Consider the following 21,490-nt stretch of genomic DNA (forward strand, 5'->3'; position numbering starts at 1 on the left):
TCAGTCCGGGGCGCGCAGGCGGGCCAGCAGGCTGACCAGCACGAACAACAGGGCAACGGCCACGCCGTTGTGGGCCACGGCCACTTCCAGTGGCAGCGCCAGCTTCACATTGAGGATGCCGAGGGTGACCTGCAGCACCAGCAGCGCGATCAGCGCGCTGGCCCAGCCGCGCATGCTCGGCAACCGGAACAGGCGCACGCCCAGCCACAGCAGGTAGATGGCCACCACCACCGCGAACAGGCGGTGCGCCATCTGGATGGCGATACGGGAAGCACCATCCAGCACACCACCTTCGTAGTCCACGCCGATGCCACGCCACAGGGTGAAGCCTTCGACGAAGTTGTGCTGCGGCCACCACTGGTTGGCACAGCGCGGGAAGTTGTCCAGCGATGCACTGCCGCCGCCGCAGGCCAGCGCCGCGTAGTTGGCACTGACCCAGCCGCCGAGTGCGATCTGGGTGACCAGCACCGCCAGGCCGATGCGCAGCAGCCACTTCAGCTTCGGTGCCTCGGCCAGGGTGATCGGCATGTGCGTCGCACGCCAGGCCATCCAGGCCAGCAGGGCGAACATCAGCATGCCGCCCAGCAGGTGGCCCATCACCACGATGGGCTTGAGCAGCAGGGTCACCGTCCACATGCCCAGCAGGGCCTGGAAGATCACCACCGCCAGGGTCAGCAGTGCAGCGCGTGCCAGATCGATGTTGCTCCAGCGCAGCGCGGCGATCAGCAGGATCGCCTCGCCGATCAGAGCCAATGCACTGGCGGTGCCATGCCAGCCCATCATGTACAGCGGTATGCCAGCGGCCACCAGCACGCAGGCGGTCACCACTGCCGTGGTTCCAAAGCGGCGCTTGCGCGTGGCCAGCAGGGCCAGGGTCAGGATCTCGATGCCCAGCGCGCCGGCCAGGAAGCGGTGCACCTGCTCACGCCAGGCCTTGTGGGTCTCCAGCGGGCGGATCTCCGCCGCCGGGTGGCCGATGGTCTCTTCCACGTGCTGCGGCCAGGTGGCCTGGCCATAGCAGGTCGGCCAGTCCGGGCAGCTCAGGCCGGCATCGGACAGGCGTACGAACGCGCCGAACATGATCGTGCTCGCGGTCATGATCATGGCGAACCACGCCAGGCGGTGGAAATTGCGGTGCAGCGCCGGACGCGCGGAAAGGCTCATCAAACGGGACTCACTTCAGTTTCAGCAACGTGGCCATGTCCTTGCGCAGGCCACCGAGGTCGGAACCCGGGGCATGGCGCATGATCACGAAGCCGTTCGGATCGATCACGTAGACCGGCAGTCCCGCCGGATCATCGACGCCCGGCAACGCCGCGCGCAGGGCTGGCGACGGAGCCAGCGGCCGCAGCGCGGGCAGCGAGGCGATCGACGCCGGTGGCGTACCCAGCCACAGGATCTCGACATTATCGGCGTTATGCCCGAACAGCTGCCACACCTTGCCCAGCCCCTGCGACAAAGTGACGCACTGCGCGTCGCAGGCACCGGCCGGTGGTGCCACCAGCAGGCGCCAGGTGCGGGCCTCGGGGTTCCAAGGATAGGGCTGGCCACTGGCCAGGGTCGGCGCCTGCTGGCGCAGGTCCACCGGCGGCTTCAGCAGCTGGCCGGCATTGCGGTGCCCGGTGGGCTGCCAGCCGGAGAAGCGCAATACCGCGGCCAGCGCCATCGCCCCGAAGAACACGGCAAACAGCAGCACCAGGGTCCGGCGGCCGGAGCCGCGCGCCTGCGGGGACGTAGCAGTGTTCATGCGGGGCATTTTCTCATGGTTGGGTACGGGATGCCGGTCGTGCCACGGCGCGCCTCCTGCGCCACTCCAACACCAGCGCAACGACGAGCACGGTCAGGGCCAGGCCGAACCACTGCACGGCGTAGCCCAGGTGACGCTGCGGTGGCAGCGTGTTCGGCAACAGGTCCAGATCACGTTCGTCGCCGAAGGGCAGCGCCGGGTCCAGGCGCAGTACACGATCGGGAAGTGACTGCACCCCCAGCGCCCGGGCCAGGCCCTCGGCCGGCAAGCGGCTGGCCAGCCAGCGCCCGGCCTCACCGGTGGCGGAGAACGCCGGGCCCAGTACCAGCCCCGCCGAAGGCGGTGGCGCCAGCAACCCGCGCACCGCCACCGGCGAAGGCGGCGCCGGTATGTCCGGCAGCGTGCGATCCGGCGGCAGCGCGCGCCAGCCAAGATCGACCAGCAGCACGCTGCCTTCGTCACTGCGGAACGGGCGATAGATCTTCACGCCCGCGCGGCCGTGCCGGGTCTGGTTGTCCAGCAGCACCACGCCGGGAAGGAAGCGACCGTGGTCGGCCACGCCGTGCAACGCACCGGGCGCTGCCAGCGCCTGCGCCAACGACAGTACCTGCGCTGCGGCTGGACCCTGCGCATCCAACATTGACTGTTTGGCATGCATGCGCTGCAGCTGCCACAGCCCCAATGCAGTGAAACCGGCCATCGCCAGCACGGCCAGCAACCATCCGATCACGCGTGTGTGCTGGCGCATCATGACAAGTCCGCGCAAACGCGGTCAGATAGGCGCACCCACCCTGCCCTCGAGCCGCGCATGAGTGATTCGCTGAAGACCCTGCTGGTAATCGCGTTTCTGATCGTCATCGTCTGGAACCTGGGCGCCGGCCTGTATTACCTGCTGGTCGACCGCGGCCAGACCAAGCGCACGGTCAACGCACTGACACGTCGCATCGCGGTGTCGGTGGCGTTGATCGTACTGGTGATCGTGAGCATCTACATGGGCTGGATCAAGCCGCACGGCGTCGGCGGCTGAGGCCACCGATGCGTGCGTGGTCAAAGCACGTAGACGAACAGGAACAGCATCAGCCACACCACGTCGACGAAGTGCCAGTACCACGCGGCCGCTTCGAAACCGAAATGGTTGTCGCGGGTGAAGTGTCCTTTGGCCGAACGCAGCCACATCACGATCAGCATGATCGTGCCCAGCAGCACGTGCGCGCCGTGGAAGCCGGTCAGCATGAAGAATGTCGAACCGTAGATACCCGAACCGAGCGTCAGGTTCAGCTCCTTGTAGGCGTGGATGTACTCTTCCGCCTGCAGGGTCAGGAAACCGAGGCCGAGCACCACGGTCAGGCCCAGCCAGATCAGCAGCTGGCGGCGGTTGCCGGCCTTCAGTGCGTGATGGGCGATGGTCAGGGTCACGCCGGAGGTGAGCAGGATCAGCGTATTGATCAGCGGCAGGCCCCAGGCCGGGATGGTCTGGAAGGCGCCACCGATCGCCGCCGGGCCATTGGTCGGCCATCCGGCGGAGTAGCCCTGCCAGAGCAGCTCGTTGGTCATCACCCCGCGGCCTTCGCCGCTCAGCCACGACAGGCCCAGGTTGCGGGTGTAGAACAGCGCGCCGAAGAAGGCACCGAAGAACATCACCTCGGAGAAGATGAACCAGATCATCCCCATCCGGAACGAGCCATCGACCTGGTGGTTGTAGTTGCCGGCCTGCGATTCGCGCACCACGTCGCTGAACCACCAGAACAGGGTCAGCACCAGCATCGCGATGCCGATATAGAACGTCCAGCGCCCCCAGCTGGCGTCGTTGAGCCAGCTGGCCACGCCCACCATGGTCACCATCATCGCGATGGAGCCCACGAACGGCCATTTGCTCTGGGCCGGGACGAAGTACACGTTGGCGTCGGTCGGTGTCTGGGCCATGTCGGTATCCGGGTCAGGGTGCGGCGTGCGCGCCGTCCGAGGTGGCGGCCGGGAGCAGCCGATCGGACAACGCGTCGTTGCGGTAGAAGGTGTAGGACAAGGTGATCGTCTTGATTTCCGGCGGCAGGTCCGGATCGACGATGAAGCGCACCGGCATGTCGCGCTTCTCGCCGGCCTGCAGCGTCTGCGCGGTGAAACAGAAGCACTCGGTCTTGCTGAAGAAGCCCGACGCGCGTGCCGGCGCCACCGAAGGCACCGCGCTGCCAACGACTGCCTGCTGGCTGTCGTTGCGGGCGAAGTACAGCGCCTCGTTGAGTTCGCCGGGCACAACATCCATGGTCAGCTGCTCGGGATGGAACGACCACGGCAGGCGCGAATTGACGCCGCCATCGAACTCCACCCGCACGGTGCGCTTGCCAGCTGCAGCACCCGTACTGGCTTCACCACCCGGGCCGCGCTCCAGGCGCACGCCGAATACCTTTTCGCAGGCAATGCGGTACAGCGGCACCAGCGAGAAGGTCAGCAGGAACACCGCCACTGCCACGCCGATCAGGCGCGGCAGCCCGGCACTGGGTGACCGCGTGCTGGCCGGAGCCTCGCTCATCGGCCGATCACCCCGCTGAGGATGAAGCCGACGTAGACCAGCACCGCGATGGCGCCGACCCACATCGCCGTGCGCCGGGCACGCTGGCGCTGCTGTTCGATGCCGTTTTCCGGGGCGTCGCCCGGGCTGTTGTAGAGCCGAGCCATGCTCGGCTGCTCCACGTCAGCCGAGCATGGCTCGGCTCTACAGATCTGCAGTGGGCTCTCGTTATGCATGCCCCACCTCAATGCGTGATGTCGTCATGCGCCAGATCCCCCGGACGGATGGTCGGCGGCGTGGTGAAGGTGTGCGCCGGTGCCGGCGATGGCAGCGTCCACTCCAGCCCGCGTGCACCTTCCCAGCTGCGTGCTTCGGCCTTCTCGCCGTTGCGCAGCGAGGACAGCAGGATCGCGGCCATCATGAACGGCGTGACGAACATGCCGAACGCACCGATCGAGCTGATCAGGTTCCAGTCGGCGAAGGCCACGCTGTAATCGGGAATGCGGCGCGGCATGCCGGCCAGGCCGAGGAAATGCTGCGGGAAGAACAGCAGGTTGACGAACACGATCGACCACCAGAAGTGCACCTTGGCCCACTTCTCGCTGTACATGCGCCCGGTCCACTTCGGCCACCAGTAATACACCGCCGCGATCAGCGCGAACACCGCGCCGGTCACCAGCACGTAGTGGAAATGCGCAACCACGAAGTAGGTGTCGTGGTACTGGAAGTCGGCCGCCACGATGGCCAGCATCAGACCGGAGAAGCCACCGATGGTGAACAGGATGACGAAGGCCACCGACCACAGCATCGGCGCCTCGAACGTCAGCGAGCCCCGCCACATGGTGCTGACCCAGTTGAACACCTTTACGCCGGTCGGGATCGAGATCAGCATGGTGGCGAACATGAAGTAGATCTCGCCGCCCAGCGGCATGCCCACGGTGAACATGTGGTGGGCCCAGACAATGAACGACAGGAACGCGATCGCGGCGGTGGCGTACACCATCGCCTGGTAGCCGAACAGCGGCTTGCGGCTGAAGGTCGGGATGATCTCGCTGACCACGCCGAAGGCGGGCAGGATCATGATGTAGACCTCGGGATGGCCGAAGAACCAGAAGATGTGCTGGTACATCACCGGGTCACCGCCACCGGCGGCGTTGAAGAAACTGGTGCCGAAGAACTTGTCGGTCAGCAGCATGGTCACCGCACCGGCCAGCACCGGCATCACCGCGATCAGCAGGAAGGCGGTGATCAGCCAGGCCCAGCAGAAGATCGGCATCTTCAGCAGGTCGATGCCCGGCGCGCGCATGTTCAGCACGGTGGCGATGATGTTGATCGCACCCATGATCGAGCTGATGCCGGCCACGTGAATGGCGAACACGCTGAAGGCCACGTTGTAGCCGCCCTGCAGCGACAGCGGCGGATACAGCGTCCAGCCACCGGCCGGTGCACCCCCCGGCAGGAACAGCGTCAGCAGCAGCAGGCTGAAAGCCACCGGCAGCAACCAGAACGACCAGTTGTTCATGCGCGGCAGCGCCATGTCCGGCGCACCGATCTGCAGCGGGATCATCCAGTTGGCAAGGCCGACGAACGCCGGCATCACGCCGCCGAAAATCATCACCAGCGCATGCACGGTGGTCATCTGGTTGAAGAACTCGGGCTTGACGAACTGCAGGCCCGGCTGCGCCAGCTCGGCGCGGATCACCACGCTCATCGCCGCACCGATGATGAACATGATGAAGCTGAAACCCAGGTACAGCGTGCCGATGTCCTTGTGGTTGGTCGAGAAGAACCAACGCTCGAAGAAGCTCTGGTGGTGATGGTGATCGTCGTGCCCAACTGCCGAGTGCGCCATTGCAAAACACCTCTCAGAATCGGTTGTCACCACGGCCGCGAGCGGCCGCGGGCTTTACATCACGCTCCGCTGGCCGCGGTGGCAGGCGCGCTGCCGGCTTCTGCAGCAGCAGGCGCAGCCGGTGCCTCGCCCGTCGGTGCAGTCGGTTCGGCAGGTGCCGCAGGCGTGGCGGGCTCGGCGGGCGGCGCCGGCTTGCGCTGCGCCAGCCACTTCCTGAAGTCCTCCTTGGACACCGCCTCGACCACGATCGGCATGAAGCCGTGGTCCTTGCCGCACAGCTCGGCGCACTGGCCGCGGTAGACACCGGGCTGCTCGATGCTGGTCCAGGCTTCGTTGATGAAGCCGGGGATGGCGTCCTGCTTCCAGCCCAGCGCCGGCACCCACCAGGCGTGGATCACATCATCGGAAGTGATGACGAAGCGGACCTTGGTATCGACCGGCAACACCAGCCGGTTGTCGACGTCCAGCAGGTAATGCGGATGGCTTTCGCGGGTCGGCACGATGCCACTCTGCCGCACGCGGTCGGACTCGCGGTCCAGGCGGCTGGTGAAGGTGACGTTCTCGCCGAGGTATTCGTACTTCCACATCCACTGGTAGCCGGTGACCTTGACCGTCATCTCGGCATCGCGGGTGTCGTACATCTTGATCAGGTTGGCCGTGGCCGGCCATGCCATCACGACCAGGATGATCACCGGGATCACCGTCCAGATGATCTCGGCCTTGGTGTTGTGGCTGAAGGTGGCGGCGACTGCGCCCTTGGATTTGCGGAACTTGAAGATGGCGTAGGCCATCGCCCCGAACACGATGACGCCGATCACCGTGCAGATGATCAACGACAGGTTGTTCGATTCCCAGGCCAGGCGCGAGGTCTGGGTCACCCCCTTGCCCATGTTCAGCTGCCACGGCTTGGGATCGGCCGCCTGGGCCCAGGCCGACGCCGGAATCAGTCCCCCGGTCGCCAGCATCGCGGCGACCGCGTTCACGCACTTCGTGCCCCACCTGCTGCTTTGCTTCATTGCCTAGACCCTTAGCGTCGTCGGTTGCCGCCATCGCTGGCGGCGAGCAAGCTTTCAAGTGTCTCTGCGAGCGTCTGGCGTTCGGCCGGCGCGAGGAAACTCCCCACCTCCACCTGCCGGCCGCTGGATGCCAGCCGGACCCTCTCATCGTCGGTGAGCAGGCGCACCCAGTGCGGGTGGGCCCGGAACACCGGCGATCCACCGGGTACGGGGATGACCTCCACGTACGCCGGCACTACCCGGATCTCCTCCTGCCGTTCACCGCTGCGCCACAAGGCACGCAGCGCCGCCGCCAGCACCAGGCTGTACAGCAGCGCGAACAGGGGGGCGAATGCATTGCCGGCCCACCACCCGAGGGCGGACACCAGCCACATCGCACCCGACAACACGGTGAACAACAGGACGAACTGCCGGGCATCGAGCGCCCGTGGGGGACGCAGCCGCAGCTGCGTACCTGACCCATCCGGAGCTGGAAGCACCTCGATCATGTCGCAACCGCGTTCCTGCCGCGGGAAACGTCTCGATGGTAGCCCCGCCCTCTCGCCGGTAGCAAGGGTGCATTCACACTTTTTCCGATGCTGCAACACAGCATGAGGCCGGCGGCACGAATGACGAATTCGGCACAAATCTTGCCGGGTTTGCTGAACCCGCCGAATCCACCACCGTTAGTGGCTATCAGCCCTTCATGAAGGTGTCTGCGGGGCACTTCCGAAGGCCGCAAAAATGATTAAAATCGCCAAGTTTTCCACTGGCCGGACCGGCATGAACGCACCTTCCTCCTCCCCTGCCGCCCACGACGCCCCGCGTCCGGGCGCGCTGCTGTCGCCGGAACTGCCGGCGCCCCCCAACCCGTTCCGCCAGGCCATCACCGATGCCTGGTTGAAGGACGAGGCCAGCCACGTGCGTGAGCTGCTGGCGCAGGCGCGCCTGCCCGCCGAGGAACAGGCCAGGGTGCAGGCGCTGGCCGCCGACCTGGTCGGCCGCGTGCGCGTGCGTGCCAAGGACCAGGGCGCGATCGAAGCCTTCATGCGCCAGTACGACCTGGGCAGCGAAGAAGGCGTGCTGCTGATGTGCGTGGCAGAGGCCCTGCTGCGCATTCCGGACCAGGACACTGCCGACAAGCTGATCCGCGACAAGCTGGCCGATGCCGACTGGGAAAAGCACCTGGGCGGCAGCGATTCGGTGCTGGTCAACGCCTCCACCTGGGGCCTGATGCTGACCGGCAAGCTGGTACAGATGAACGACGCCACCCGCGCCGATGCGCCCAGCGCGTTCAAGCGCCTGGTCGGCCGCGTCGGTGAGCCGGTGGTGCGCCTGGCCGTGCGCCAGGCGATGAAGATCATGGGCCACCAGTTCGTCATGGGTCGCACCATCAGCGAGGCGCTGTCGCGCTCGCACAAGGGCGACAACGCCAGCTACCGCTACTCCTTCGACATGCTCGGCGAAGGCGCGCTGACCATGAAGGACGCACTTCGCTACCTGGAAGACTACCGTCGCGCGATCCACGCCATCGGCGGTGATCACAAGGCCCGCGGCGGCCGCCCGGACGGCGACGTCAACAACGCGCCGGGCATCTCGATCAAGCTGTCGGCGCTGTACCCGCGCTACGAGCACGCCAAGCGCGAGCGCGTGCTGAAGGACCTGGTGCCGGGCGTGCTGGAACTGGCACAGCTGGCCAAGAGCTACGGCATCGGCTGCACCGTCGACGCCGAAGAGTCCGATCGCCTGGAACTGTCGCTGGACATCATCGAGCAGGTGTTCTCCGACGCCTCGCTGGCTGGCTGGGATGGCTTCGGCGTGGTCGTGCAGGCCTACCAGAAGCGCACGCCCTACACGATCGACCACCTGGCCGACATGGCGCGCCGCGCCGGCCGCCGCCTGCAGGTGCGCCTGGTCAAGGGCGCCTACTGGGATGCCGAGATCAAGCGCGCGCAGATCGAAGGCTATCCGGACTACCCGGTGTTCACCCGCAAGCAGAACACCGACGTGTCCTACCTGGCCTGCGCCAAGCGGCTGTTCACCCATGCGGACGCGATCTACCCGATGTTCGCCACGCACAACGCGCACACCATCGCGGCCGTGCGCAGCATCGCCAACGGCGGCGTGTACGAGCACCAGAAGCTGCACGGCATGGGCGACGACCTGTACGCCGAAGTGGTGCCGGCCGACCGCTTGAACCTGCCCTGCCGCGTGTACGCCCCGGTCGGTTCGCACGAAGACCTGCTGCCGTACCTGGTGCGCCGCCTGCTGGAAAACGGCGCCAACTCCAGCTTCGTCAACCGCATCACCGACGAGCGCGTGCCGATCGCCGACCTGATCCGCGATCCGGTCGAGATGGTCGCCTCGTTCGAATCGATTCCGCATCCCAAGATCCCGCTGCCGGTTGACCTGCTGCGCAGCCAGAACCACGACAGGAAGAACTCCATGGGCGCCAACCTCGCCAACGACAACGAACTGCGCGCCCTGGCCGAGCAGCTCAACGCCGCCGTGAAGCCCTGGCAGGCCTCGCCGCTGGTACCGGGTGCCAACCCGGCCGGCGCCGCGCTGCCGGTGACCAACCCGGCCGACACCCGCGAAGTGGTCGGCCAGTGGCTGGCCGCCGATGCCGCCACCGTGCAGAAGGCCCTGGCCAACGCCGTGGCCGCACAGCCGGCCTGGAACCGCACCCCGGCCGCCAGCCGCGCCGCCATCCTCGAACACGCCGCCGACCAGCTGGAAGCGCGCATGCCGGAGTTCATGGCGCTGTGCGTGAAGGAAGCCGGCAAGAGCCTGCCCGACAGCATCGCCGAAGTGCGCGAAGCCGTGGATTTCCTGCGCTACTACGCCAAGCAGGCGCGCGAGCAGTTCAGCCACGCCGAGAAGCTGCCCAGCCCGACCGGTGAATCCAACGAGCTGCAGCTGCACGGCCGCGGCGTGTTCGTCTGCATCAGCCCGTGGAACTTCCCGCTGGCGATCTTCCTGGGCCAGGTCGCCGCTGCTCTGGCCGCCGGCAACAGCGTCATCGCCAAGCCGGCCGAGCAGACCAACCTGATCGGCTACTACGCGGTGAAGCTGCTGCACGATGCCGGCGTGCCGGCCGAGGTGGTGCAGTTCCTGCCGGGCGACGGCGCCACCGTGGGTGCGGCGCTGACCGCCGACCCGCGCGTGGCCGGCGTGGCCTTCACCGGCTCCACCGAGACCGCCCGTGCGATCAACCGTGCGATGGCCGCACGTGACGCCGCCATCGGTGTGCTGATTGCCGAGACCGGCGGCCAGAATGCCTTCATCGCCGATTCCTCGGCGCTGCCGGAACAGCTGGTCAAGGACGCGATCGGTTCGGCCTTCACCTCCGCCGGCCAGCGTTGCTCGGCCGCGCGCGTGCTGTTCGTGCAGGACGACATCGCCGACAAGGTGATGACCATGCTGGCCGGCGCGATGAAGGAACTGAAGGTCGGCAACCCCGGCCTGCTGTCCACCGACGTCGGCCCGGTGATCGATGCCGACGCGCTGAAGATCCTGCAGGACCACGCCGAGCGCATGGACCGCGAAGCGCGCCTGATCGCGGCCGCCGAGCTGTCCGCCGAAACCGCCCACGGCACCTTCTTCGCACCGCGCGCGTACGAGCTGAAGGACCTGGGCCAGCTGCAGAAGGAAGTGTTCGGTCCGGTCCTGCACGTGATCCGCTGGAAGGGCGACCAGCTCGACGCGGTGATCGACCAGATCAACGCTACCGGCTACGGCCTGACCCTGGGCGTGCATTCGCGCATCGACGAGACCGTTGACCGCATCAGCAACGGCGTCCATGTCGGCAACGTGTACGTCAACCGCAACCAGATCGGCGCGGTGGTCGGCGTACAGCCGTTCGGCGGCCAGGGCCTGTCCGGCACCGGCCCGAAGGCCGGCGGCCCGCACTACCTGCTGCGCTTTGCCACCGAAAAGACGGTGACGGTGAACACCACCGCCGCCGGCGGCAACGCCTCGCTGCTGACCCTGGGCGACTGATCGCCTGCTTGATGCGGCAAACAAGAAACCCCGCGAATGCGGGGTTTCTTGTGTTTTGCTTCCTGTAGCGCCGAGCCCACGCTCGGCCTTCCTGGCGCAGCCGAGCATGGGCTCGGCGCTACAGAGGCAGGGCGACACTGAACCGGTTGTCCGCACGCTTCGCCAGCTCGCCCTGCACGCGCGCGGTGCGCGCTTCCAGATCGCCCTCCAGCAGCACGTATTCGACGCCCCGCACCTGCAGCTCGCGCACGTACCACGCATGCTGCTGCGCCCGGAAGGCTTCGCCCACCCGAGTGCCGTCCTGATCGAAAGGGATATCCGGCGCCCACAGGAACAGCAGGTCATATGGCCGCAATGCAGCCTGCCGCAGTGCCTCCGGCGCCGTACCAGACATCCAGCCGCTGTAGCCCAGCGTCACCAGCGGCGTGGTATCGCAGAACAGCCAGCGATGCGCCCGCCGCGCAGCCTTGTCTTCATGCTGCGGCTGGGTCATTGCGATGCGAAGCAGATCGTCCGGCATCAGGTCGCCCCCCTGCTGCTCCCAGAGCGTGCGGCCATACTCCGGCACCCAGGCGGTCTGCAGGCGCTCGGCCATCACCCGCGCCAGCGTGGTCTTGCCACTGGACTCGCCACCAATGAAGGCCACGCGCTGCACGTATCCGGCGTACACCTCCGGTGCGAGACCATGGCGGTGCGCATGCGGATCGGCGCGCAGCTGGGTGCCGCACGCCTGCCCGACGTCCAATGCGCGTTCGAGCCGCTCATGGCGTACCGGCCCACCGAAGTGCGTGGCCAGCGCCTGCGCGAAGCCGTCACCGTAGTCCTCGCCGGTGAATACCGCCTGCACCGGGCCACCGAACAGGTGCTGGCACAGCCAGGCGGTGAACTCGCGCTGCACGTGCTCGCTGTCGCTGTCGTGCGGCAACACGCGTGGCGGCACGCCATGTTCGGCACACAGCGCTGCCAACCGCGCATCATCCAGCACCGCCACCGTTGCCCGGGGGAAGCGCGCACGCAACCAGCGCTCGCGGCGAGCAGCGCTGTAGCCGGCAAAGCCTGGCTGCGACCAGCCGATCACCAGCAACTGCCGGCAGCGCGTAGCGGCGAAGTCGATCAGGCGTTCGTGGCCGAGGTGCAGCGGGCAGAACTTGCCCACCACCAACCCCCGCGCGACGCGCTCAGGCGGCGGCATCGGCTGCCTTGGCCTCGGTCCGCATCAGATGGCGCCAATGGCGCAGGGCGACCAGCGCGTTTATCCAGAAACCGATGTAGAGGATCGAGGTCAGATGCAGGCCACGGCTGTAGTACAGCGGCACTGCCACGGTGTTCACCAGCAGCCACACCCACCACGATTCCAGCTTGCGCCGCATCATCAGGATCTGCGCGATCACGCTCAGCACCAGCACCGCCGAATCGATGTAAGGCGCATAGGCGTTGGTCAGTCGGGTCAGCATCCAGCCGTAGCCGAACGTGGCCACCACCGCCAGCGGCGCCAGCCAGGCCCATGCACGCGGCCGCAGCGCAGTGATCGGCAGCGGCGCGCCATGGTCGCCGCGCAGCCACTGCCACCAGCCCAGCACGCTGATGGCGATGAAGAAGAACTGCAGCACCATGTCCGCATACAGGTGCGAGCGCTCGAACACGGCCGCAAACAATGCGCAGCCGACGATGCCCAACCACCAGGTGTGCACGTTGTTGCGACCAGCCAGCAGGATCGAGCCGGCGACGGCGATGTTGGCAGCCAGCTCCAGCTGGAAGTTCGGGTCGGACAGGTTCATCGCACCATTGTCGCGTAGATCCACGCCCTGCGTCGTCGGACCAACAGATCCATGCCATGCGTGGATACCCTCCGCAAAAAGAAAGCCCCGCTTGCGCGGGGCTCTCCTCGTACTGCTTCAGGCAATCGCCCGAATCAGAACTTGTACTGCATCGACGCCGCCAGCACGTCGCCGCTCACCTTGTACTTGCCGGTCACGGTGTTGGCAGTGGCCGAGGTCGAGGTGATGTTCGGATCCTTGGTGAACAGGTGGGTGTAACCCACGCTGTATTCCATCTTGTCCGAAGCGGCGTAGGTCAGGCCCAGCGACAGCCACTTGCGGGTGGTGTCCGGCACGCGCACGTCACGGTGGACGTCGGTGGTCGGGGTCTGGTCGTACGCCAGGCCGCCACGCAGGGTCAGCTTGTCGTTCACGCGGAAATCGGTACCGATCGACGCGAAGGTGGTGTCGCGGTAGTGGAACGGCAGCACGCTGTCCGGCTGGTTGGAGTCATAGTCGACGGTGACCTGGTCGAACTTGCTCCACGCCGTGCGCGTGACCTCGGCCATGATCTGCCACTGGTCGTTCACGCGATGGGTGAAGCCCATGGTGGCGCTGGCCGGCAGGGTGATGGTGGCGCGGCCGTTGCTGTCGATGAAGGTACCCGGGGCGGCAGTGGCCAGGAAGGCGGCAGCGTTCTGCGGGATGGTGAAGTCGGCCTTGCCGTCGGTGATCTTGTGCTCGACCTTCGAGCGGTAGCTGAAGGCGATGTTGGTGCCTTCCACCGGGGTGACCGTCATGCCCAGGGTGTAGCCGACCGACACTTCGTCGCCCTTGATGCGCAGGTAGCCATCGGCGGTGCCCGGGGCGAAGCCCTGTTGGGCCATGGCCACGGCAGCCTGGCGCGAGGCAGCAGCGGCCTGCGCAGCGGTGCCGCCGGCAGCCAGCACACGCGCCGCAGCCGTGCGCTGGGCGCTGGCGTTGATCGCGGTGCCGGTGTCGACAGCGCTGGTCAGGTCGACGTTCAGGCGCTCGGCGAACACCGAAGCACCGAACGACAGGTACGGGTTGACGTCATAGGAGAACGCCACGCCCAGGTCGATCGCCTGCAGCTCGGTCTTGACGCCATTGTAGCGGCCGACCCAGTCGCGGTCGTATTCGGTCTTGAAGCCGAACGGCACGGTCAGCGACGCACCGAAGTGCATGTTGTCGTTCTCGCCGAACGGCACGTGGAAGTACGCGGCCGGAACCGGGGCGATCATGCCGGCGTCGCCGCCGTTGCCACCGGAAATCGGCGCGCCGTTGCCGTACTGGCCCTGGCCGCGGAACTTGGCGCCGAAGCTGATGGCGCTGACGTCGCCCTGGACCAGGGTGCCGTCGAGCAGGCGCATGGAGGCCGGGTTGGTGGCGATGACCGAGGCGTCACCTTCGGTCGAGGTGGAGCCGGCGAACGCGCGGCCCAGGCCCTTGGCGCTGTTTTCCTTCAGCTGGAAGGCGGCAGCATTGGCATCGGCGGCGGCCAGCGCACCGGCAACGCCGACGGCCAGCAGGGTCAGTCGGGCAATGGTGGAAGCGGTTTGCATCGTAGTTCTCTCTCTCCGGTAAGCGGTGATGGTGCTCTGAGTGCGCCTGCGCCCGCCGGGTCCTGGGACCCATCGGAGCGCGCCGGATTCCCCTCCCGACATACGACGCCGTATGCGAGTATTACCCAGAGCTGTTAATGAAACAATAACAGCGCAGGCGGTTTTTTCGTCTCAAAAGCTGAACAGGACCATCCCCACCGAAAGTGGCCGCACGCTAGGCTATTGGCATGTTCGTCTCGCTCCCGTCCCGCAAGAAGGCGGCCCTGCGCTGGGCCACGCCCGTGCTGTTCGCGTCATTGTGGCTGGCGTTCCTGTGGTCGATCTCGCGTCCGGACGATGCCCGCGGCAGCCTCTGGCTGGACTGGGGCGCCCTGTCCACCGGCCTGACCCGCCCGCTGGACTGGTGGGCGACGCTGCAGGACGGCAGCGTGCTGCGCCTGTTCACCGCGCTGTTCCTGCACGCCGACTGGTCACACCTGCTGGGCAACCTGGTGTTCCTGCTGATCTTCGGCCTGCCCGCCGAGCGGGTGCTGGGGCCGTGGCGGCTGCTGCTGCTGTTCCTGGTCGGCGGCGCAGTGTCGAACCTGGTCGCGATCTACACCATGGGCAGCCCGGACCAGATCATCATCGGCGCCAGCGGCGCGGTGTCGGCCCTGATCGGTGCGTATCTGGCCCTGTTCCCAGGCGCGCGGCTGGGCGTGGTGATCCCGCTCGGCCTGTTCCTGGAGTTCGTGCGCGCCCCGGCGTACCTGCTGATCGGCGTCTGGGCGGCACTGCAGGTGGTGTTCGCCCACATCGGCCCCAGCTTCGGCATGGTGGCCTGGTGGGCGCACATCGGCGGCTTCGTGTTCGGCGTCGTGTACGGGGTCTATGTACGCGCCGCGATCGCGCGCCGCCTGCGCAAGCGGCACGGCTTCTGATCCAGGTAGAGCCGGCCGCTGGCCGGCTCCACGCTCACCCGCTCGTTCGTAGACCAGGAATCAAGGCTTGGCCGGCACAGGAGCGGGCTTGGCTTCCGGCGTGCTGTCTGCCTTCGGTTCGACCTTCGGCTCCGGCTTGGCTTCGGGCTTCGCCGCAGCGGCCTTCGCGGGCTTGGCGGCATCCGCCTTCGCGGCTTCGGCCTTCAACCGTGCGGCCACCGAGCCCGGGTTCTTCAGCTCGGCCAGCGCGTCGTTGATCGGGCCGTCGCCCGGCAGCACCGCACCGGCGTGGTAGCCCTCGGTGCCTTCGTCGTCGCCGCGCAGATGGCCCGGCAGTGTCGCTTCGCTGTAATCGCTCAGGCTGGCCGGCAGGGCATCCTCCGCCAACGTAGCGGCGGGCTTCAACTCAACATCCGGCACGATGCCGGTGGCCTGGATCGACTTGCCGCTGGGCGTGTAATAGCGCGCGGTGGTCAGCTTCACCGAATCGCCGTTGTCCAGCGGCAGCACGGTCTGCACCGAGCCCTTGCCGAAGGTGCGGCTGCCCACCACGCGGGCGCGCTTGTTGTCGCGCAGCGCGCCGGCGAGTACTTCCGAGGCACTGGCCGAACCGGCATCGGCCAGCACCACCACCGGTGCGCCCTTCAACAGGTCGCCCGGGGTCGCGTCGAACCGGGCATCGCTGATGCTGATGCGGCCACGGGTGCTGACGATGTTGCCCTTGTCGAGCAGATCGTCGGCGACCTGCACGGCGGCCGTCAGCAGGCCACCCGGGTTGCTGCGCAGATCCAGCACCAGGCCCTTGAGCTGGCCACCGGACTGCTTCTGCAGCTGCTGCACGTGCTTCTGGAAGTCCGAGCCAGTATCGGCCTGGAAGGTGCTCAGGCGGATATAGCCATAGCCCGGCTCGAGCAGGCGGCTGCGCACGCTGGTCACGCGGATGGTCTGGCGGGTCAGGCTGACATCGAACGGCTTCGGCTTGCCGTCACGCACGATGGTCAGCACCACCTTGCTGCCGGCCGGGCCGCGCAGCGGTTCACTCGCATCGATCGCGCTGATCGGCTTGCCGTCGATGGCGATGATCAAATCGCCGGCAAGGATGCCGGCCTTGGCTGCCGGCGTGTCGTCGATCGGCGCGATCACCTTCATGCTGGCGTTGTCCGGCTGCTGCTGCAGCTCCACGCCGATGCCCTCGTAGGCACCGTTGGCCTGCTCGTCGAAGGCCTGCGCGTCTTCCTTGTTGAAGTAGGTGCTGTGCGGATCAAGGTCGAGCAGCAGGCCACGCACGGCTGACTGCATCAGCTTCTTGTCATCGACCGGGTCGACATAGGCGGCGCGCACCGCGTTGTACACGGCCACGAAACGGCGGATTTCCTCCAGCGGCACCTTCGAGGTCACCGCCTCCTCGCTGTTCGCTGCCTGCCCGCTGGTTTCCTGGCTCGGGGCGGGCGCGGTCTGCTGCGCCCAGGACAGCGCTGGCAACAGGGCCAGCAAGAGGGTGGCGGTACGGGCTGCGCGCATGGATCACTCCTGTCGACGGTGGCATGGTGCCCAAGGCACATGCACCGATTATGCGCGAAGCACAGCTAAATTCCCGTTGAATCCGGCCCGCATCCGGCGGGCCGGGATTCAGCGCCGCTGCAGCCAGCTGTCCGGGTTGACCGGCTGCCCGCCACGGCGCAGCTCGAAGTACAGCGCGGTGACGCCCTGGCCGCCGGAATTGCCGACCTTGGCCACCGCATCGCCGCGGCTGACCCGCGCGCCAGCATCCTTCAGCAGGGTGTCGTTATGCGCGTAAAGGCTCATGTAGCCGTTGCCGTGGTCGACGATCAGGATCATGCCGTAGCCGGTCATCCAGTCGGAGAACACCACGGTGCCATCGGCCACGGCCGTGACCGTGCTGCCGGCTGGCGCGCCGATCAGCACACCGCTGCTGGTGCGCCCATCGGGCAGCTTGCCGCCATAGCGGGCCAGCAGGTTGCCGGACAACGGCCAACTCAGGCCGCCGACCTTCGGCGCCGGTGCCGACGCCACCGCAGGTGGAACCTTGGTGGGCGGCGGTGGACGGCCCTGCGCAGCGGCCTGACGTGCGGCGCGCTCGGCAGCGGCTTTCTCGGCGGCGGCCCGGCGTGCAGCGGCGCGCCGCTCGGCTTCGGCCCGCGCGGCAGCGGCACGCAGGTTGGCCAGCAGCGTTTCCAGTGCCTTGGCGTCCTGGCCCAGTGCCTGTTCCTTCTCGCGCTGGTCCTTGAAGCGCTCTTCCAGCGAGGCAACGGTCTTTGCGCGATCGCGGCGGTCCGCTTCCAGGGCGGCTGCCTGCTGTTTCTGGTCCTGCTGCGTCCCCTGCAGCTTCTGCTTGCGCTCGGCGATCTGCGCCTGCAGCGCTTCCAGTTCCTTCAGGTCGGCGGTCAGCGTGGTGATCCGCTGCGCACGCTCGCGCTGCAGGTAGCGATGGTAGGCCAGGGCGCGGTTGGCATCAGCCACCGTGTCCTGCGACAGCAGCAGCTTCAGCGGTGCGTGGTTGCCCAGCTGATACGCCGCGCGCAACAGCCCGGCCAGTTCGCGGTGCTGCTGGGCCAGGTTGCCCTGCAGCGTGCTGCGGCGCTGCTCGGCTTCGGCCAGGGCGCGGCCCTGCTCGCGCAGCGCGGCTTCCGTCTGCGCAAGGGCACGGCCGGTGCGGGCGACCTTCTCGTCGGCCTCGCGCAGCTGCCGCGATGCCTGCCCGCGCTGGCCCTCGATCTGCCGTCGCTCCTGCGCCACGCCCTTCAGTTCGGTACGCAGTTTCTGCAGCTTGCGCTCGGTCTCGCGGGTGGTCTGCGCACCGCTGGGCAGCGGCAGGGCCAGCGCCAACGCCAGCCCCAGCAGCAGGCAGCGACCGCCGCGGGCAGCGGCGATGTGATGTCGGCGTGATGGGAAGGCATTGTCGCGCAAGGGCTTTCCAGTGACTTCAGGCAGTTGCGGGGGCTACCGGGGAATGGTGACATCTCCGCACGCGGCCTGCCAGCCGCACATCCATCGAGGTCGCCATGAAAACTCTTTCCATTCCGCTGCTGTTGGGCGTACTGCTGGCCACCGGGCCGGTCTGTGCGCAGGAGAACATCAGCAAGGTCAACGGCAGCATCAGCGCCGAACCGGGTCAACGCTACGGCAAGCTGGACACCGTCAACGGCGGCATCCGCATCGGCGAAGGCGTCGAGACCGGCAGCATCGACACCGTCAACGGCGGGGTGAAGGTCGCCGACCGCGCCCGCACCGGCAAGATCGAAACGGTCAACGGCGGTGTGCGCCTGGGTCGTGAAGTGATCGCCAATGGCGGCGTCAGCACGGTCAATGGCAGCATCTTCAGCGATCGCGGCAGCCAGATCGAAGGCGGCGTCGAGACCGTCAACGGCGGCATCGGGCTGGTCGAGAGCCGCGTGGGCAAGGATGTGGAGACCGTCAATGGTGACATCACCGTCGGTATCGGTTCGCAGGTCAGCGGCGGTGTGCATGTGCGCAAGCCGAACTTCAGTGTCTCGCTGACCGCCAGCCGCAAGCCGCGCGTGATCATCGGCCCGAATGCGGTGGTCACCGGCCCCCTGCAGTTCGAACGCGAAGTGGTGCTGTACGTGCATCGCTCCGCTCGCATCGGCCCGGTGACCGGCGCCGAGCCAATCCCGTTCGACACCGATACCGCCCCGACGGACTGAACCCGCCGGACCTGCCGGTTCGGTAATACTCACTGTTACCGGTCGCGCATCAGGTGCGGCCGCCCTTTGTTCTCCAGGAATCGACGATGCCCCGCAAACTCCTCCTGTGCCTGGCCGCCGCGGCCGCGCTCAGTGCCTGCAAAGGCGAAAACACGCCCGCCGCCGCGCCGGTCACCGACACCGCTGCGGCGAAGCCGGCCGCCCATTCGTTCTCCCCGGAGATCAATGCCGGCGACTTCGCCGAGATGGTCAAGACCCTGGCCTCGGATGAGTTCGAGGGCCGCGCGCCGGGCAGCAAGGGCGAAGAACTGACGGTCAACTACATCCGCGACCAGATGCAGCGCATCGGCCTGCAGCCCGGCAACGGCGACAGCTGGTTCCAGGATGTGCCGATGACCGAGACCACGGCCGACGAATCGACCGTGCTGAAGATCACCCAGGGCGGCAAGACCACCGAGCTGAAGTTCGGCACCGACATGGTGGTGGGTACCCGCACCGGCCAGGCCGAGGTAAAGGTCGATGCCAGCGACCTGGTGTTCGTTGGCTATGGCGTCGATGCGCCGGAGCAGAAGTGGAACGATTACGCCGGCCAGGACTGGAAAGGCAAGACGGTCGTCATGTTCGTCAACGACCCGGGCTTCCACGTCGAGGACGAGAAGCTGTTCGACGGCAAACGCATGACCTACTACGGCCGCTGGACCTACAAGTTCGAGGAAGCCGCCCGCAAGGGCGCCGCTGCTGCACTGATCGTGCACGACACCGCCGGCGCCTCCTACGGCTGGGACGTGGTGAAGAACTCCTGGGCGGGCCCGCAGTACGACCTGCCGGCCAAGGATGACCCGGAAGCGCGTATCCCGGTGCAGGGCTGGCTGAGCGCCGACGCGGCCAAGGCACTGTTCGCCGGTGCCGGCCTGGACCTGGCGCAGGCCTACAAGGACGCCAGCAAGCGCGGTTTCAAGCCGGTGCCGCTGAAGGCCACCGCTGCGGTCGACCTGAAGAGCCAGATCGCACAGAAGCAGTCGCGCAACGTGGTGGGTGTGCTGCCGGGCAGCAAGCGCGCTGACGAGGCGGTGCTGTACATGGCGCACTGGGATCACCTGGGCAAGCATGAGGGCGAGACCGGCGACAACATCTACAACGGCGCCGTCGATAATGCGACCGGCGTCGCCGGTATTCTCGAAGTGGCCGAAGCCATGGCCCACCAGGACCCGAAGCCGGAGCGTTCGGTGGTGTTCCTGGCCGTGACCCTGGAAGAATCCGGCCTGCTGGGTTCGAAGTACTACGTCGCCCATCCGACCTTCCCGCTGGACAAGATCGCCGGTGTGATCAACATCGATGCGATGTCGGTGGCCGGCCGTGCCAAGGACGTGACCGTCACCGGCTTCGGCAGCTCGGAGCTGGAGGACATCCTCAAGCCGTTGGCCGCCGCCCAGGACCGTACGCTGCACGGTGAGACCTCGGTGCAAAGCGGCTTCTACTTCCGCTCGGATCACTTCAACTTCGCCAAGGCCGGTGTGCCGGCCCTGTACGCCGATGGCGGCGAGGACCTGCGCGAGGGTGGCGTGGAAGCGGGCCGCAAGGCCGCGGCGGACTACGGCGCCAACCGCTACCATGGCCCGAAGGACGAGTTCGACGCCGCCACCTGGAAGCTGGACGGCGCCGTCGAAGACCTGCAGCTGATGTACGGCGTCGGCAAGGAGCTGGCCGGTGGTGATCGTTGGCCGAACTGGTATGCAGGCAACCCGTTCAAGGCGGCCCGCGACGCGATGATGAAGGACAAGGCTTCGGCCAAGTAAAGTCGGGCCATGCTCGACTGAGGACTGTTGAGAGCAGAGCGGCGCCCCAAGGGGCGCCGCTTTTCTTTTGCATACCGTCGGCGGCAGATCCACGACTGGTGTGGATCTGCCGGTAGTGCCGGCCGCTGGCCGGCAATCGATTCGTAGCGGCCAACCTTGGTTGGCGCCATGCTTCCTCGCAGAGGGCATCCACGCAGGGCGTGGATCTAGCGGGCGATGTAACGCCATCGGGTTGCCGGCAAGCGGCCGGCACTACCTGTATTCCTGCGCCCAAAGAAAAACCCCGCTGCGCGAGCAGCGGGGTTTGGGGTGTAAACCCTGGCGATGACCTACTCTCGCATGGCTTGAGCCACACTACCATCGGCGCAGCTGCGTTTCACTTCCGAGTTCGGGATGGGATCGGGTGGTTCCACAGCGCTAATTTCACCAGGGAGACGGTTGCAGCAGCGCTTGCAGCGCCAGCTTCGCGATCTTGCCCTTGGGCGGAAGGTATCCAGAAAAGCAATGCCTTCACTTAATAAGAAAAACCCCGCTGCGTCAGCAGCGGGGTTTTGGGTGTAAACCCTGGCGATGACCTACTCTCGCATGGCTTGAGCCACACTACCATCGGCGCAGCTGCGTTTCACTTCCGAGTTCGGGATGGGAT

At 66.9% G+C, this 21,490-nt stretch carries 19 protein-coding genes and 1 rRNA gene; 5 read left to right on the top strand and 15 right to left on the bottom strand.

The genetic code is table 11. From position 1 onward, the window contains the following. Genes AB839_RS17640 through AB839_RS17650 form a run of 3 tightly spaced genes read right to left on the bottom strand, consistent with a single transcriptional unit; the run spans position 1 to position 2,498 of the window. Entirely contained in the window at positions 1-1,164 is a 1,164-nt protein-coding gene (locus tag AB839_RS17640; protein ID WP_061480360.1) for a COX15/CtaA family protein, read from the bottom strand. 10 nt (positions 1,165-1,174) lie between these two features. After that, entirely contained in the window at positions 1,175-1,747 is a 573-nt protein-coding gene (locus tag AB839_RS17645; protein ID WP_061480361.1) for a hypothetical protein, read from the bottom strand. 13 nt (positions 1,748-1,760) lie between these two features. Next, positions 1,761-2,498, bottom strand: coding sequence for an SURF1 family protein (locus tag AB839_RS17650; RefSeq protein WP_061480362.1), 738 nt, complete (start codon positions 2,496-2,498; stop codon positions 1,761-1,763). Positions 2,499-2,555: 57 nt separating this feature from the next. Between AB839_RS17650 and AB839_RS17655 the strand changes: the two genes are divergently transcribed. Beyond that, positions 2,556-2,774: a twin transmembrane helix small protein gene (locus AB839_RS17655; RefSeq protein ID WP_049416782.1), complete on the top strand. Its 219-nt coding sequence runs from the start codon at positions 2,556-2,558 to the stop codon at positions 2,772-2,774. Between the two features lie 20 nt (positions 2,775-2,794). Here AB839_RS17655 and AB839_RS17660 read toward each other — a convergent pair whose 3' ends face one another. The 6 genes from AB839_RS17660 to AB839_RS17685 are packed head-to-tail and all read right to left on the bottom strand — an operon-like array spanning position 2,795 to position 7,609. Next, complete coding sequence (locus AB839_RS17660; protein WP_005407793.1) at positions 2,795-3,670, bottom strand: cytochrome c oxidase subunit 3; 876 nt, start codon at positions 3,668-3,670, stop codon at positions 2,795-2,797. Positions 3,671-3,683: 13 nt separating this feature from the next. Further along, positions 3,684-4,274 carry a cytochrome c oxidase assembly protein gene (locus tag AB839_RS17665; protein ID WP_061480363.1) on the bottom strand — a complete coding sequence of 197 codons (591 nt, stop codon included), beginning with the start codon at positions 4,272-4,274 and terminating at the stop codon, positions 3,684-3,686. Beyond that, positions 4,271-4,489: a hypothetical protein gene (locus AB839_RS17670; protein ID WP_061480364.1), complete on the bottom strand. Its 219-nt coding sequence runs from the start codon at positions 4,487-4,489 to the stop codon at positions 4,271-4,273. The genes AB839_RS17665 and AB839_RS17670 overlap by 4 nt, the downstream gene beginning before the upstream one ends. Before the next feature lie 8 nt (positions 4,490-4,497). Beyond that, on the bottom strand, positions 4,498-6,105 hold the full coding sequence (gene ctaD / locus AB839_RS17675) for a cytochrome c oxidase subunit I (protein ID WP_005407790.1): 1,608 nt from the start codon (positions 6,103-6,105) through the stop codon (positions 4,498-4,500). A gap of 59 nt (positions 6,106-6,164) precedes the next feature. Further along, the gene (gene coxB, locus AB839_RS17680) at positions 6,165-7,121 is read right to left on the bottom strand and encodes a cytochrome c oxidase subunit II (RefSeq protein WP_061480365.1); all 957 of its coding nucleotides are present in this window, start codon (positions 7,119-7,121) and stop codon (positions 6,165-6,167) included. 11 nt (positions 7,122-7,132) lie between these two features. Beyond that, positions 7,133-7,609 carry a DUF2244 domain-containing protein gene (locus AB839_RS17685; RefSeq protein WP_021202927.1) on the bottom strand — a complete coding sequence of 159 codons (477 nt, stop codon included), beginning with the start codon at positions 7,607-7,609 and terminating at the stop codon, positions 7,133-7,135. Between the two features lie 274 nt (positions 7,610-7,883). Between AB839_RS17685 and putA the strand changes: the two genes are divergently transcribed. Next, a complete protein-coding gene (putA, locus tag AB839_RS17690; RefSeq protein ID WP_061480366.1) occupies positions 7,884-11,102 on the top strand; it encodes a bifunctional proline dehydrogenase/L-glutamate gamma-semialdehyde dehydrogenase PutA in 3,219 nt (1,072 codons plus the stop codon). Positions 11,103-11,220: 118 nt separating this feature from the next. Here the strand turns inward: putA and AB839_RS17695 are convergent, their stop codons facing one another. The 3 genes from AB839_RS17695 to AB839_RS17705 all read right to left on the bottom strand — a co-directional run bounded on the left by AB839_RS17695 (position 11,221) and on the right by AB839_RS17705 (position 14,442). Next, on the bottom strand, positions 11,221-12,294 hold the full coding sequence (locus AB839_RS17695; RefSeq protein WP_061480367.1) for an AAA family ATPase: 1,074 nt from the start codon (positions 12,292-12,294) through the stop codon (positions 11,221-11,223). Next, positions 12,281-12,880 carry a nicotinamide riboside transporter PnuC gene (gene pnuC / locus AB839_RS17700; RefSeq protein WP_061480368.1) on the bottom strand — a complete coding sequence of 200 codons (600 nt, stop codon included), beginning with the start codon at positions 12,878-12,880 and terminating at the stop codon, positions 12,281-12,283. Before pnuC ends, AB839_RS17695 begins: the two co-directional genes overlap by 14 nt. A gap of 134 nt (positions 12,881-13,014) precedes the next feature. After that, positions 13,015-14,442 carry an outer membrane protein transport protein gene (locus tag AB839_RS17705; protein ID WP_061480369.1) on the bottom strand — a complete coding sequence of 476 codons (1,428 nt, stop codon included), beginning with the start codon at positions 14,440-14,442 and terminating at the stop codon, positions 13,015-13,017. A gap of 227 nt (positions 14,443-14,669) precedes the next feature. Between AB839_RS17705 and AB839_RS17710 the strand changes: the two genes are divergently transcribed. Next, positions 14,670-15,362, top strand: coding sequence for a rhomboid family intramembrane serine protease (locus AB839_RS17710; protein WP_005414994.1), 693 nt, complete (start codon positions 14,670-14,672; stop codon positions 15,360-15,362). Between the two features lie 60 nt (positions 15,363-15,422). Here the strand turns inward: AB839_RS17710 and AB839_RS17715 are convergent, their stop codons facing one another. Together AB839_RS17715 and AB839_RS17720 are read right to left on the bottom strand one after the other, a co-directional pair. Next, the gene (locus AB839_RS17715) at positions 15,423-16,883 is read right to left on the bottom strand and encodes a S41 family peptidase (protein WP_061480370.1); all 1,461 of its coding nucleotides are present in this window, start codon (positions 16,881-16,883) and stop codon (positions 15,423-15,425) included. Positions 16,884-16,991: 108 nt separating this feature from the next. Then, positions 16,992-18,290: a peptidoglycan DD-metalloendopeptidase family protein gene (locus AB839_RS17720; protein ID WP_061480371.1), complete on the bottom strand. Its 1,299-nt coding sequence runs from the start codon at positions 18,288-18,290 to the stop codon at positions 16,992-16,994. Between the two features lie 95 nt (positions 18,291-18,385). On the opposite strand from AB839_RS17720, the gene AB839_RS17725 reads away from it, so the two are divergent. Both AB839_RS17725 and AB839_RS17730 read left to right on the top strand, forming a co-directional pair. Then, positions 18,386-19,048, top strand: a complete 663-nt coding sequence (locus AB839_RS17725) for a hypothetical protein (RefSeq protein ID WP_061480372.1) — start codon at positions 18,386-18,388, stop codon at positions 19,046-19,048. Between the two features lie 86 nt (positions 19,049-19,134). Continuing rightward, positions 19,135-20,844 (top strand): M28 family metallopeptidase, encoded by a 1,710-nt coding sequence (locus tag AB839_RS17730; RefSeq protein WP_061480373.1) that lies wholly within the window; start codon positions 19,135-19,137, stop codon positions 20,842-20,844. Between the two features lie 316 nt (positions 20,845-21,160). Here the strand turns inward: AB839_RS17730 and rrf are convergent. Further along, a 5S ribosomal RNA gene (gene rrf, locus AB839_RS17735) occupies positions 21,161-21,275 on the bottom strand. Positions 21,276-21,490 lie beyond the last annotated feature (215 nt).

Source organism: Stenotrophomonas sp. DDT-1, from assembly GCF_001580555.1.
GTDB lineage: Bacteria > Pseudomonadota > Gammaproteobacteria > Xanthomonadales > Xanthomonadaceae > Stenotrophomonas > Stenotrophomonas sepilia.

Bases quoted from the DNA above. Each gene is read 5' to 3' on its own strand.
- AB839_RS17640 (WP_061480360.1), bottom strand. From the start codon at position 1,164: ATGAGCCTTTCCGCGCGTCCGGCGCTGCACCGCAATTTCCACCGCCTG.
- AB839_RS17645 (WP_061480361.1), bottom strand. From the start codon at position 1,747: ATGAACACTGCTACGTCCCCGCAGGCGCGCGGCTCCGGCCGCCGGACC.
- AB839_RS17650 (WP_061480362.1), bottom strand. From the start codon at position 2,498: ATGATGCGCCAGCACACACGCGTGATCGGATGGTTGCTGGCCGTGCTG.
- AB839_RS17655 (WP_049416782.1), top strand. From the start codon at position 2,556: ATGAGTGATTCGCTGAAGACCCTGCTGGTAATCGCGTTTCTGATCGTC.
- AB839_RS17660 (WP_005407793.1), bottom strand. From the start codon at position 3,670: ATGGCCCAGACACCGACCGACGCCAACGTGTACTTCGTCCCGGCCCAG.
- AB839_RS17665 (WP_061480363.1), bottom strand. From the start codon at position 4,274: ATGAGCGAGGCTCCGGCCAGCACGCGGTCACCCAGTGCCGGGCTGCCG.
- AB839_RS17670 (WP_061480364.1), bottom strand. From the start codon at position 4,489: ATGCATAACGAGAGCCCACTGCAGATCTGTAGAGCCGAGCCATGCTCG.
- ctaD (WP_005407790.1), bottom strand. From the start codon at position 6,105: ATGGCGCACTCGGCAGTTGGGCACGACGATCACCATCACCACCAGAGC.
- coxB (WP_061480365.1), bottom strand. From the start codon at position 7,121: ATGAAGCAAAGCAGCAGGTGGGGCACGAAGTGCGTGAACGCGGTCGCC.
- AB839_RS17685 (WP_021202927.1), bottom strand. From the start codon at position 7,609: ATGATCGAGGTGCTTCCAGCTCCGGATGGGTCAGGTACGCAGCTGCGG.
- putA (WP_061480366.1), top strand. From the start codon at position 7,884: ATGAACGCACCTTCCTCCTCCCCTGCCGCCCACGACGCCCCGCGTCCG.
- AB839_RS17695 (WP_061480367.1), bottom strand. From the start codon at position 12,294: ATGCCGCCGCCTGAGCGCGTCGCGCGGGGGTTGGTGGTGGGCAAGTTC.
- pnuC (WP_061480368.1), bottom strand. From the start codon at position 12,880: ATGAACCTGTCCGACCCGAACTTCCAGCTGGAGCTGGCTGCCAACATC.
- AB839_RS17705 (WP_061480369.1), bottom strand. From the start codon at position 14,442: ATGCAAACCGCTTCCACCATTGCCCGACTGACCCTGCTGGCCGTCGGC.
- AB839_RS17710 (WP_005414994.1), top strand. From the start codon at position 14,670: ATGTTCGTCTCGCTCCCGTCCCGCAAGAAGGCGGCCCTGCGCTGGGCC.
- AB839_RS17715 (WP_061480370.1), bottom strand. From the start codon at position 16,883: ATGCGCGCAGCCCGTACCGCCACCCTCTTGCTGGCCCTGTTGCCAGCG.
- AB839_RS17725 (WP_061480372.1), top strand. From the start codon at position 18,386: ATGAAAACTCTTTCCATTCCGCTGCTGTTGGGCGTACTGCTGGCCACC.
- AB839_RS17730 (WP_061480373.1), top strand. From the start codon at position 19,135: ATGCCCCGCAAACTCCTCCTGTGCCTGGCCGCCGCGGCCGCGCTCAGT.